The organism is Streptomyces sp. C1-1 (assembly GCF_050214755.1).
Classification (GTDB): Bacteria; Actinomycetota; Actinomycetes; order Streptomycetales; family Streptomycetaceae; genus Streptomyces.
Genome location: NZ_CP189826.1, coordinates 5,319,330 through 5,331,661, shown reverse-complemented (window position 1 = coordinate 5,331,661; position 12,332 = coordinate 5,319,330). Strand labels below are relative to the sequence as shown.

Annotated in this window: 9 protein-coding genes and 4 tRNA genes; 10 read left to right on the top strand and 3 right to left on the bottom strand. The window is 69.7% G+C overall.

The genetic code is table 11. The features are described from left to right. Positions 1 to 207: 207 nt before the first annotated feature. A complete protein-coding gene (locus ACQF4J_RS24405; protein WP_351563596.1) occupies positions 208 to 732 on the bottom strand; it encodes a hypothetical protein in 525 nt (174 codons plus the stop codon). A gap of 139 nt (positions 733 to 871) precedes the next feature. Between ACQF4J_RS24405 and ACQF4J_RS24400 the strand changes: the two genes are divergently transcribed. From ACQF4J_RS24400 to ACQF4J_RS24360, 9 genes are all read left to right on the top strand, one after another. Further along, positions 872 to 1,282 carry a VOC family protein gene (locus ACQF4J_RS24400; protein ID WP_351563594.1) on the top strand — a complete coding sequence of 137 codons (411 nt, stop codon included), beginning with the start codon at positions 872 to 874 and terminating at the stop codon, positions 1,280 to 1,282. A 45-nt stretch (positions 1,283 to 1,327) separates the two neighbouring features. Then, on the top strand, positions 1,328 to 1,678 hold the full coding sequence (locus ACQF4J_RS24395) for a metallopeptidase family protein (RefSeq protein ID WP_142153318.1): 351 nt from the start codon (positions 1,328 to 1,330) through the stop codon (positions 1,676 to 1,678). A gap of 67 nt (positions 1,679 to 1,745) precedes the next feature. Beyond that, entirely contained in the window at positions 1,746 to 3,335 is a 1,590-nt protein-coding gene (locus ACQF4J_RS24390; protein ID WP_351563592.1) for a metallophosphoesterase family protein, read from the top strand. A gap of 80 nt (positions 3,336 to 3,415) precedes the next feature. Next, positions 3,416 to 3,491 (top strand) — tRNA-Glu (locus ACQF4J_RS24385). 384 nt (positions 3,492 to 3,875) lie between these two features. Then, positions 3,876 to 3,953: transfer RNA gene (locus ACQF4J_RS24380), tRNA-Asp, on the top strand. A gap of 22 nt (positions 3,954 to 3,975) precedes the next feature. Continuing rightward, positions 3,976 to 4,049: transfer RNA gene (locus ACQF4J_RS24375), tRNA-Phe, on the top strand. 108 nt (positions 4,050 to 4,157) lie between these two features. Continuing rightward, complete coding sequence (hrpA, locus tag ACQF4J_RS24370; protein ID WP_427166797.1) at positions 4,158 to 8,111, top strand: ATP-dependent RNA helicase HrpA; 3,954 nt, start codon at positions 4,158 to 4,160, stop codon at positions 8,109 to 8,111. A gap of 94 nt (positions 8,112 to 8,205) precedes the next feature. Then, positions 8,206 to 8,280 (top strand) — tRNA-Asp (locus ACQF4J_RS24365). Positions 8,281 to 8,571: 291 nt separating this feature from the next. Then, positions 8,572 to 8,763, top strand: coding sequence for a DUF6274 family protein (locus tag ACQF4J_RS24360; protein ID WP_427166796.1), 192 nt, complete (start codon positions 8,572 to 8,574; stop codon positions 8,761 to 8,763). A gap of 472 nt (positions 8,764 to 9,235) precedes the next feature. Here the strand turns inward: ACQF4J_RS24360 and bldC are convergent, their stop codons facing one another. Further along, positions 9,236 to 9,442: a developmental transcriptional regulator BldC gene (gene bldC, locus ACQF4J_RS24355; protein ID WP_003949541.1), complete on the bottom strand. Its 207-nt coding sequence runs from the start codon at positions 9,440 to 9,442 to the stop codon at positions 9,236 to 9,238. A 537-nt stretch (positions 9,443 to 9,979) separates the two neighbouring features. Beyond that, positions 9,980 to 10,822 (bottom strand): hypothetical protein, encoded by an 843-nt coding sequence (locus ACQF4J_RS24350; protein ID WP_351563586.1) that lies wholly within the window; start codon positions 10,820 to 10,822, stop codon positions 9,980 to 9,982. A gap of 221 nt (positions 10,823 to 11,043) precedes the next feature. Here ACQF4J_RS24350 and ACQF4J_RS24345 point away from each other — a divergent pair, with 221 nt between their 5' ends. Continuing rightward, positions 11,044 to 12,147 (top strand): Leu/Phe/Val dehydrogenase, encoded by a 1,104-nt coding sequence (locus ACQF4J_RS24345; protein WP_351563584.1) that lies wholly within the window; start codon positions 11,044 to 11,046, stop codon positions 12,145 to 12,147. Positions 12,148 to 12,332: the final 185 nt, after the last annotated feature.

The following is a 12,332-nucleotide window of genomic DNA, read 5'->3' as shown; positions in this document are numbered from 1 at the left end:
AACTCCGTGATTCGCAATACGACCGCCTCTATGCGGTCAGCCACGGCAAGGGAGAGAACGCGCCACACGGCGCTCTCTGCAATGGCGCCGGGCAATGGGATCAAACGATCTACCACCATACGCACCCACCGGCCCCCGAGGCAAACCGAATCCCACGGACGTAGGCGAGGTCACATTCCCGCCCGGCGGGCCGCCCCGCCTCGCGCTCTACGCCGGTGACCCCGCCGTCGGCGCGGGCTCCCGCTGCGCCAGCTGCGGCCCCGCGTCCGGGTGCGCCGACGAGGACGGCTCGGCCGACGGCGGGGGTTGCGGGGCGGAGGACGTCGGCTGCTCGGTCGGCGTGGGCGGCTGCGGATCGGTGTGCGTGGGGGTGGGCGTCGCCCTCGTCGGCGTGGGGGCGCCGGGCTGCTCCGTCTTCCCCGCGCCGCCCCGCGCCGGCGCCGAGGCGGTCGCGCCGGCGGACGGGGACGCCGAGGGGGAGGCGGACTCCCCGTCGCCCTTGCCCTTGCCCTTCTTCCCCGGGTGCTTGCCGTCGGCCGCCGCTCCGAGCCCCCATCCGCCGCCGGAGATCGCCGTGCCCCCGTCGGGTGCCTTGCCGCCGTGCCGCCCCGCCGAGTGCGAGGGCCTCGCGCCGTCGCCCCCCGCGTCCTCACCCACGCTCATGCAGCCGGCGGCGGTGGCGACGGCCATGACGGTGGCGGCCAGACGGACGGGTACGTACATGGGGCGCACGGGAAGCCACCTCTCAGGCGGGAAAGACGTCAACGTGCCCAACTCCCGCCGCCCGCGGGAGGACACGCGCCCCGCCCGGCACGGCGTTACCGTGGCCGCGCACCGACCGTCCGAAAACGGCGCCCAAGGAGCACGTCACATGCAGATCGCGGCCGCACAGAAGATCACCACGTTCCTGATGTTCGAGGGCGACGCGGAGGACGCGATGAACTTCTACGTCTCGCTCTTCGACGACGCCGAGATCGTCGGCATCACCCGCCACGGCGCCGACGGCCCCGGCAAGGAGGGAAGCGTCCAGCACGCCACCTTCTCCCTCGCCGGCACGCAGTTCATGTGCATCGACAGCCCCGCCCACCACGAGTTCACCTTCACGCCCGCGGTCTCCCTCTTCGTGCAGTGCGAGGACGAGGCCGAGCTCGACCGCCTGCACGCGGCCCTCTCCGAGGGGGGCGGCGAGCTGATGCCGCCGGGCGACTACGGCTTCAGCCGCAAGTTCACCTGGGTCAACGACCGCTTCGGCGTCTCCTGGCAACTGAACCTGCCCGCGTGAGCCGCCATGCTCCGCCACAGGCCCCCCGTCCCCGACAATGGGCGTGTGCTGGAGATGACACGCGAATCGTTCGAGGAACTCGTCAGCCAGGCCCTGGACCGGATCCCGTCCGAACTGACCCGGGTCATGGACAACGTCGCGGTGTTCGTCGAGGACGAACCTCCAGCCGACGACCCCGAACTCCTGGGCCTGTACGAGGGAACCCCGCTCACCGACCGCGGCGAGTGGTACGCGGGGGTACTGCCCGACCGCATCTCGATCTACATGGGCCCGACACTGCGCCACTGCGAGACACGCGAGGACGTGGTGCACGAGGTCGCCGTGACCGTGATCCACGAGATCGCGCACCACTTCGGGATCGACGACGCGCGCCTTCACGAACTGGGCTGGGGCTGAGCCGCGCACCCGCGAACTCCTCGCGCGGCCCCGCATATCCACGTCCGGACTTGGGCATACGGGACCAATGGCCCGCGTCCCCGCCGTCGCCGTGACCGTCGTGAACCGCATACGAAAGTCCCCGCACCTCCTGACCCGCCGCCCCCGCCGCACCCGCCGCCCGGCCCCGTCCCTGGAACTGATCCAGCAGCCGCGTCCGTGGGCCCGCGCCCTCGGACTCGTCGCCGTCGTGCTGCTCGGCGCCTGGCTGGGACTGCTGATCGTCGGCAACGTACGGGTGCCGGTCGGGCCGATGAACACGACGATGACCCTGCGGCCGTCCCTGTCCGGCGGCACGAAGATCAACGTCTCGCCGCTCGGCGCCCTCGAACTGAACACCCACCACGCGCCCGTCCGCCTGGACGTCAACGTCGACCAGCTCGACCCGGCCCGCGCCCAGGCCCTGGTCGACCACCCCGAGCGGCTCTCCGGCCTCCAGGACGAGGTCGCCCACGACGTCGAACACGGCACCCTCGACCTGGCCCTGCGCTCCTGCGTCGCGGTGGTCGCCGGCGCCACCGCCCTGGGCCTCGCGGTCTACCGCCGCCCCCGCCGGGCCCTCGCCGCCGGCGGCACCGCCCTCGCCCTGCTGATGGCCTCCGGCGCGTCCGCGTACGCGACGTGGAACCCGGACTCCGTCCTCGAACCGAAGTACTCGGGCCTGCTCTCCTCGGCCCCCTCGCTGGTCGGCAACGCGCGCAACATCGTCACCGAGTTCGACGTCTACCAGAAGGAACTGGCCCGCCTGGTGACGAACGTGACCAAGCTGTACGACGTCACCTCCACCCTCCCCGCCTACCAGCCGGACCCGACCACCATCCGGGTCCTGCACGTCTCCGACATCCACCTCAACCCGGCGAGCTGGAAGATCATCGCCTCGCTCGTGCAGCAGTACAAGGTGAACGTCATCGTCGACACCGGCGACACCATGGACCACGGCACGGCGGCCGAGAACGGCTTCCTGGACCCGATCGCGAACCTGGGAGCGCCGTACGTCTGGGTCCGCGGCAACCACGACTCCCACCTCACCCAGCGCTATCTGGAGCGCATGAAGAACGTCCACGTCCTCGACGAGGGCCGCGCCGAGACGGTCGCCGGCCTGCGTTTCGCGGGCCTGGGCGACCCGCAGTTCACCCCCGACCGCTCCACGGTCACGGGTGCCGCCCAGTCCGAGGAGCTGGCGGGGGCGCAGCTGGCCTCGGCCCTCAACGACCAGAAGACGGCCGGCACCCCCGTAGACGTCGCGATGATCCACGAACCCTCCGCCGCCCGCGAGGTCGACGGCACGGTCCCGCTCGTCCTCTGCGGCCATCTGCACCACGAGGGCGACGAGATCCTCAAGTACGGCACCCGGCTGCGCATGGAGGGCTCGACGGGCGGCAGCGGTCTGCGTGCCCTCGAGCACAAGTACCCCGCGCCGATCGAGGCCTCGGTCCTCTACTTCGACCGCGACACCCGCCACCTGCAGGCCTGGGACTCGATCAAACTGGGCGGTCTGGGCGAGACGACGGCCGAGGTCACCCGGCACCTGCCCAAGGAGAACCGGCCCGGGGCGACCCCGTCCCCGTCCGGCTCCGCCACGCCCGGCACCCCGTCACCCTCCCCCTCGGGCTCGTAAACCGTTTTGGCGATAGCTCCCCGCATCCCATATGCTTCTCACGTCCCCGACGCGCCGTAAGGCGCCCAGGCGGGCCGATAGCCCTCATCGTCTAGCGGCCTAGGACGCCGCCCTTTCAAGGCGGTAGCACGGGTTCGAATCCCGTTGGGGGCACCAGTATCTCTGCATCGCAGCAGGTCAGGGCGGATTCCATCCGCCCTTTTCCTTTTGCCCGCCTTCTGGGGCGCGGCCGGCGACAACTCGGGCCGGCGAAGCACCACCGCACACAACTCGCCGTCCCCCGCGGCCCGTTCGGCCGCCCGGACGAGGTCGGCGGAAGCAGCGCGAGGATGGTCCGCCGACGACCCCCGCCGATACCCCCCGCCGACGGCCGCCGTCTCTGATCGTTTTCAGGGCACTGCTCATCCTCTGATACGCTGCTCCAGCGACGTCACCCCAGCTGACGAGGGCCCCCGCAGTCACCGAGTGGCAGCGGCGGAAACTCGCTGGGGCACGCAGAACGGTGTGCGACACTAGTGTCACTGGTTCGCACAACAGCAAGGTCCTGTGGAGCAGTTTGGAGTGCTCGCCACCCTGTCAAGGTGGAGGCCGCGGGTTCAAATCCCGTCAGGACCGCCAAGGCCTCGCAAGAGGCCTTGATGGCTGGGTAGCTCAGTTGGTACGAGCGATCGCCTGAAAAGCGATAGGTCGCCGGTTCGACCCCGGCCCCAGCCACAGTCGAGGCCCCGATCTCCGGATCGGGGCCTCGTTGTATGCCCGGCCACCCACCCCGGCACAAATCGTTCGCCACGGATTTCCCGGGGATGAGATCCTGGATCGCGTATGTCTACGCACCCTGCCCCCGATGCCCCGGCCCTCGGCACCCTCGCCTCCCGCCTGACCGAGCTGTCCCTGCGCGACGCGCACCGGCTCGGGCGCAGGCTCGAAGGCGCGCGCAAGATCCGTAAGCCGGAGGCCCGCGCCGCCGTGCTCGCCGAGATCGAGGCCGAGGTCGCCCGCTCCGAGGAGCGCATCGGCGAGCGGCGAGGCCGCGTGCCCGCGGTCAGCTACCCCGAGCAGCTGCCGGTCAGCCAGAAGAAGGACGTCATCGCGGAGGCCATCCGCGATCACCAGGTCGTCATCGTGGCCGGTGAGACCGGGTCCGGCAAGACGACCCAGATCCCGAAGATCTGCCTCGAACTGGGGCGGGGCGTGCGCGGCATGATCGGCCACACGCAGCCCCGTCGTATCGCCGCGCGCACGGTCGCGGAGCGCGTGGCGGAGGAGATGGACACCCCCCTCGGCGAGGCCGTCGGCTGGAAGGTCCGCTTCACCGACCAGGTCAACCAGGACGCCACCTTCATCAAGCTGATGACGGACGGCATCCTGCTGGCGGAGATCCAGACCGACCGCGAGCTGCGCGCCTACGACACGATCATCATCGACGAGGCCCACGAGCGGTCCCTCAACATCGACTTCCTGCTCGGGTATCTCGCCCAGCTGCTGCCCAAGCGGCCCGACCTGAAGGTCGTCATCACCTCGGCGACCATCGACCCCGAGCGCTTCTCCCGGCATTTCGGCGACGCCCCGATCATCGAGGTCAGCGGGCGGACGTATCCGGTGGAGGTGCGCTACCGCCCGCTCCTGGAGGAGGACTCCGAGGACGCCGACCGGGACCAGATCACCGCGATCACGGACGCCGTCGAGGAGCTGATGGGCGAGGGGAAGGGCGACATCCTCGTCTTCCTCTCCGGTGAGCGGGAGATCCGGGACACCGCGGACGCGCTCACCCGCAAGCAGTACCGCTTCACCGAGATCCTGCCGCTCTACGCCCGGCTCTCGCACGCCGAGCAGCACCGCGTCTTCCAGCCGCACACCGGGCGCAGGATCGTTCTGGCGACCAACGTCGCCGAGACGTCCCTGACCGTCCCCGGCATCAAGTACGTCATCGACCCCGGCTTCGCCCGGATCAGTCGCTACAGCCACCGCACCAAGGTGCAGCGGCTGCCCATCGAACCGGTCAGCCAGGCCAGCGCCAACCAGCGCAAGGGCCGCTGCGGTCGCACCAGCGACGGCATCTGCATCCGCCTCTACTCCGAGGACGACTTCGTCGCCCGCCCGGAGTTCACCGACGCGGAGATCCTCCGTACGAACCTCGCCTCCGTCATCCTGCAGATGACCGCGGCCGGCCTCGGCGACATCGAGAAGTTCCCCTTCATCGACCCGCCGGACCACCGCAACATCCGGGACGGTGTGCAGCTCCTGCAGGAGCTGGGCGCACTCGACGCGGCCGAGAAGGACCCGCGCAGGCGGCTGACGCAGACCGGCCGCAAGCTCGCCCAGCTGCCCGTCGACCCCCGGCTCGCCCGCATGGTCCTGGAGGCCGACAAGAACGGCTGTGTCCGCGAGGTCATGGTCATAGCCGCGGCCCTTTCCATCCAGGACCCGCGCGAGCGGCCCGCGGACAAGCAGGCGCAGGCCGACCAGCAGCACGCCCGCTTCAAGGACGAGACCAGCGACTTCCTGGCCTACCTCAACCTGTGGCGGTACGTCCGGGAACAGCAGAAGGAGCGGGGTTCGTCGTCCTTCCGCCGGATGTGCAAGCAGGAGTACCTCAACTTCCTGCGCATCCGCGAATGGCAGGACATCTACTCCCAACTGCGCACGGTCGCCAAGCAGATGGGCATCCACCTCAACGAGGACGACGCCCCCGGCGACCGCGTCCACGTCTCCCTGCTGGCCGGTCTGCTCTCGCACATCGGCATGAAGGACGTCAAGGACGGCGCGAAGAACGAGTATCTGGGCGCCCGCAACGCCAAGTTCGCCGTCTTCCCCGGCTCGGCGCTGTTCAAGAAGCCGCCGCGGTTCGTGATGTCGGCGGAGCTGGTGGAGACCTCGCGCCTGTGGGCCCGCGTCAACGCGAAGATCGAGCCGGAGTGGGTCGAGCCCCTCGCCGGCCACCTCCTCAAGCGCACCTACAGCGAACCGCACTGGGAGAAGGACCAGGCGGCGGTGATGGCGTACGAGAAGGTCACGCTCTACGGCGTCCCGATCATCGCCCAGCGCAAGGTGAACTACGGCCGGATCGACCCCGAGGCCTCGCGCGAGCTGTTCATCCGCAACGCGCTCGTCGAGGGCGACTGGCGCACGCACCACAAGTTCTTCGCCGACAACCGCAGACTGCTGAGCGAGGTGGAGGAGCTCGAACACCGCGCCCGGCGGCGGGACATCGTCGTCGACGACGAGACGCTCTTCGACTTCTACGACGCCCGGGTGCCCGAACACGTGGTCTCCGGCGCCCACTTCGACTCCTGGTGGAAGCGGAAGCGGCACGAGCAGCCGGAGTACCTGGACTTCGAGCGCGAGATGCTCATCCGGGAGTCGGCGGAGGCGGTCACCAAGGCCGACTACCCGGACTCCTGGCGGCAGGGCGGCCTGAAGTTCCGGGTGACGTACCAGTTCGAGCCGGGCGCGGACGCGGACGGTGTCACGGTCCACATCCCGCTCCAGGTCCTCAACCAGGTCAGGGACGAGGGCTTCGACTGGCAGATCCCGGGCCTCAGGGAAGAGCTGGTGACGGAGCTGATCCGCTCCCTGCCGAAGCCGATCCGCCGCAACTACGTGCCGGCCCCGAACTTCGCGAAGAGGTTCCTGGACGCGGCCGTACCGCTTCAGGAGCCGCTGACGACGACCATGGCGCGCGAGCTGAAGCGCATGGTCGGTGTCCCCTTCACCGCCGAGGACTTCGACTGGTCGAAGGTGCCGGAGCATCTGCGCGTCACCTTCCGGATCGTGGACGAACGGCGGCGGAAGCTGGCCGAGGACAAGGACCTGGAGGCGCTGCGGCTGCGGCTGCGGCCGAAGGCACGCCAGGCCCTGTCGCAGGCGGCCGCGGCGACGGCGGAGCGCACCGGCGGGGAGTCCCTGGAACGCTCCGGCCTGACCGACTGGACGATCGGCTCCCTCACCCGCGTCTTCGAGACCCGCCGCGCCGGCCAGCCGGTGAAGGCGTACCCGGCGCTGGTGGACGACGGCGACACGGTCTCCGTACGCCTCTTCGACACCGAGGCCGAGCAGGCGGAGGCGATGTGGCGGGGCACCCGGCGGCTGATCCTGCGCAACATCCCGGTGAACCCGGCGAAGTTCGCGTCCGAGAAGCTGACGAACGCCCAGAAGCTCGCCCTCTCCGCCAACCCGCACGGCTCCATCCAGGCCCTCTTCGACGACTGCGCGACGGCCGCGGCCGACAAGCTGATCGGGGACTTCGGGGGGCCGGCGTGGGACGAGGAGTCGTACCGGAAGCTGTACGAGAAGGTGCGCGCGGACATCGTGGACACGACGGTCCGCACCGTGGGCCAGGTGCAGCAGGTGCTGGCCGCCTGGCAGGCCTGTGAGCGCCGTCTGAAGGCCGTCCGCAGTCCCGCCCTGCTGCCGAACCTGCAGGACGTACGGGCCCAGCTGGACGCCCTCGTGAGGCCGGGCTTCGTCACCGCGGCGGGCCTGCGCCGCCTGCCCGATCTGATGCGGTACCTGGTCGCCGCGGACCGCCGCCTGCAGCAGATGCCGACCAACGTCCAGCGCGACACCACGCGCATGGAGAAGGTCCACGAGATGCGGGACGAGTACGCCTGGCTCCTGGAGCAGCTGCCCCAGGGCCGCCCGGTTCCGTCCTCCGTCACGGACATCCGCTGGATGCTGGAGGAGCTCCGGGTCAGCTACTTCGCCCACGCGCTGGGCACGGCGTACCCGGTCTCGGACAAGCGGATCGTGAAGGCGATCGACGCGGCCGCACCGTGACGAGCCGCCTACAGAGGGTGAGTTCGACCAGGGGGCTCACCCTCCTGTACAGTCTCTTCTCGCAGCGCAACGCACGAATGGCGCCGCGAAACCTGGTCCTGTGGAGCAGTTTGGAGTGCTCGCCACCCTGTCAAGGTGGAGGCCGCGGGTTCAAATCCCGTCAGGACCGCAGTGAAGAAGGTTGGGCCCGCACCCCACGGGGGTTGCGGGCCCAACTTCATGCCCCAACCGCTCGCCACCCCGTCAAGGTGGAGGCCGTGCCCGCGGCGCAGCCGCAATCGACTGCAGCAAATCCCGTCAGGACCGCAACAGAGAGCCCGGATCTTCGGATCCGGGCTCTTTGCACGTTCGGTTCCGTGTTCACGGATACCCCCCGGCGCCCCACGCCGTCTTGACGGCGTCTTCATCCGTCGGTACCCAGAAACCAGGGCCCTTTCCCCGTGGGTCCTGGAGGTGGCGCATGGCGGCTTCGGTGAGGCATGAGACGCGAGCTCTGCTCCGTGCGCATCTGTCGGCCGCCTCGTCGTACCGCCATCTGACCCGCCACTGCCCGATCTGCCACCACCTGCTGCGGCTGGCGATGGACTCCACGCCCGGGGCCGCGGAAGCGCCGGACGAGGTTGCCGGGGAAGAGACTCCCACCGGTGCGTGAGCGCGTGCGTCGCCCAACACCCGTACGCCCGGGGGACGCTGGAGCGCCCACCTCCCTTAGCGCACTCGCGGCGACACCAACAAGCTGCGCGCCATGTGACGGGTGTCACCGCATGAGTTTCTGAAACCGAGGTACTTACGCCCCACCTACAACAGGTCAATTTAATATGTGCAATTGCACCACCCTGGGCGGGTCGCCCCGAGGCCGTCCGCGGGAGATCCGACAGCCCTCCCCAGAGTCCGACAAGCCCGCTCACAGGGCCGGCCGGGAGATCGGGCCACGCGCACAAAAAAGATCGCGCTGGACCCGGCGGAGTCCAGCGCGATCGACGACGCACCCTGTCGCTTGCTCGAAAAGTCCCGATGGGCTTGGGCGTGGGTCCTGTTGGGGCAGAACCCGCGTCGCTTGGAGCTAGGGTTCGGGCAACTCGGCGCAGTTGGGGGACCTGCCGTTTTGCCCTGTTATGAAGTTGTCAGGCCTCGCTGCGCTGCTGGGGGATGCCCGCGAGCAGAGCACGGACCTCCGCCTCGCGGTAGCGGCGATGCCCGCCGAGCGTACGGATCGAAGTGAGCTTTCCGGCCTTCGCCCACCGCGTGACCGTCTTCGGGTCGACGCGGAACATGGTGGCGACCTCAGCCGGGGTCAGCAGCGGCTCGGCATCAGGGGTGCGAGCGGTCATGAGCGGCCTCCTCGGGAGAACCGAACCTTCTCGGTTCTTTCCTCTAAATTCTGCACCTTGACCCGCGTTGCCCGAAATGGCGGACGCGAGTCGAGTCGGTTATAGGACGAACGGCTTGTCCTCGGCACTACAACTACACCATCTGTCCAGCCGCGTCGGCCAAACCGATGGAATTGCCCTCCAGGTGTTCATCAGCGACGGAACCCGATGGACCATGCCATAGCGGACAGTCACGCCACTGTGACGATCAGTCACAGGACGATCAGGAGTCACCAGACCCCCCAAAGCACGCAATGCGGACGGAGTCCTCCCCGGACTCCTTGTCCTATTTTGGCATGAGGAGGGGCAAGCGACGCAAGGGCCGGGAACGTGCGGTCCGTCACGCTCGACACATAAGCCCGGATCGGGCCGTACGTCCGATGTTGACGACACCTCAGTAACCTCGGTGCGAGGACGAAACCCCAAAACGGGCGATTCGTCAAACGCCAGTTCGTTACCTAAAGCCCGGCGCCGCTCGGTGGAGCACGCCGTGAAGCGCTAGTTCGCCGACCGCCGGTCCCTGACGGACCGCCAGCGCTCCACCAGCCGCGCGTACGCCTCCCCCGCGGCCGCCCCGTCGCCCTGCCGCAGCGCCTCGATGCCCTCGGCCACGTCGGCCGCCGAGTGGTCGTCCTCCAGCTCACCGGCCGGCAGGGTGTGCACCAGGCCGCCGTAGTCCAGTTCGACCAGCGAGCGCGGGTGGAACTCCTCCAGCCACCGCCCCACGTCCAGCAGACCGTCGATGAGCGGCCCCTCGTCGAGGGCCTCCTTCAGCGCCCGCAGCGCCCGCGCCACGCGACGCCGGGCCTGCACCATCGGCGTCCGGTAGCGCAGCATCGGCGGAATGTCGCCGGAGCCCTTGTCGAAGCGCCGCTCCTCGTCCGCGACCAGCACGAACCAGTGCAACGGCACCTGCCAGGTCCCCGTGCGGATCCAGGGCCGCGCGTCCGGGTTGCGCACCAGCCAGCGCTCGTAGTCCTGGGTCGCCTGCCGTCGTACGACCTCCGGCAGCACCGCGTCCAGGACCGGCAGGGGCAGTTCGTCGGCCAGCTCCTGCAGTGCCTGCCAGCCGCGCAGCCGGGTGCGCCACGGGCACACGCACACCACGCCGTCCACGTCGAGCACGAACGCGTCGCTGCTCTCGTGCACCGGCACCGGCACGGGCGGGGTGGGCAGCAGGTCGGCCAGGGAGCGGCGCAGTTCGTCCTGGTACGAGGGACGGTCGGGGCGGCGGGCGTAGCGGGCCCAGTGGCCGCGCTCGGGCTCGGGGAAGGCGGCCAGCGGTTCGTAGACGCGCAGATACGTCGCGTACGGGACGATCACCGAGGACACCTTGGGCACGCCTGCTCCCTCCCCCGCCCACCACCGGGAAAACCTGCGGAACCCGCCACGAACCCGCGGGAAATCCATGCAAATCGTCGCACGGGCCCTCCCGTGGAGTGAGTGATCCCCACCACTGCCCCGATGGCGGGTCCCACAGGCTCTACTCTCGTCCTCACGGGCCCCGCCACCCGTACGGGAGCCCAGTCCACCCGCCGCTCTTTACTTCAGGAGTCACCACAGTGACCGACGTGACCGGCGCACCTGCTGATGTACTGCACACCCTGTTCCACTCGGACCAGGGCGGACATGAGCAAGTCGTGCTCTGCCAGGACCGCGCCAGCGGTCTGAAGGCCGTCATCGCCATCCACTCCACCGCTCTGGGCCCGGCCCTGGGCGGCACGCGCTTCTACCCGTACGCGACCGAGGCGGAGGCCGTCGCCGACGCGCTGAACCTCGCGCGCGGGATGTCGTACAAGAACGCCATGGCCGGTCTCGACCACGGCGGCGGCAAGGCCGTGATCATCGGCGATCCGGAGCGCGACAAGACCGAGGAGCTGCTCCTCGCCTACGGGCGGATGGTCGCCTCCCTCGGCGGCCGGTACGTCACCGCCTGCGACGTCGGCACCTATGTCGCCGACATGGACGTCGTCGCCCGCGAGTGCCGCTGGACCACGGGCCGCTCGCCCGAGAACGGCGGCGCCGGCGACTCCTCCGTGCTGACCGCCTACGGCGTCTACCAGGGCATGCGGGCCAGCGCCCAGCACCTGTGGGGCGACCCGTCGCTGCGCGGCCGCAAGGTCGGCATCGCGGGCGTCGGCAAGGTCGGCCACCATCTGGTGCGGCACCTGCGCGACGAGGGCGCCGAGGTCGTCGTCACGGACGTGCGCGAGGAGGCCGTGGGGCGGATCCTGGCGGCCCATCCGGAGGGCGTGACGGCCGTCGCCGACACCGAGGCCCTGATCCGCGTCGAGGGCCTGGACATCTACGCCCCCTGCGCGCTGGGCGGCGCCCTGAACGACGACACCGTGCCCGTGCTGACCGCGAGGATCGTCTGCGGGGCGGCCAACAACCAGCTCGCCCACCCGGGCGTGGAGAAGGACCTCGCCGACCGCGGGATCCTCTACGCGCCGGACTACGTGGTGAACGCCGGCGGTGTCATCCAGGTCGCCGACGAGCTCCGCGGCTTCGACTTCGACCGGTGCAAGGCGAAGGCCGCGAAGATCTTCGACACCACGCTCGCCATATTCGCACGTGCGAAGACGGATGGGATTCCGCCGGCCGCCGCGGCCGACCGGATCGCCGAACAGCGGATGCACGAGGCCGCCACGGAACGCGCGCTCTGACGTTTGGCCGGTACCCGTCGGCGGGCACTTAGAGAGAACTCTCACGTTCGTCGGCGGGTCGGCCGCCAATAAGTGGTTAAAATCGCGATTGACCAGCGAGGACGGGGCGCCTCGCAGGTCCTGCGCACACGCTGCTCCTGCGGGCGACGTACCGTATGGGCGCGGGCTCAGGTACCGTGGAAGCC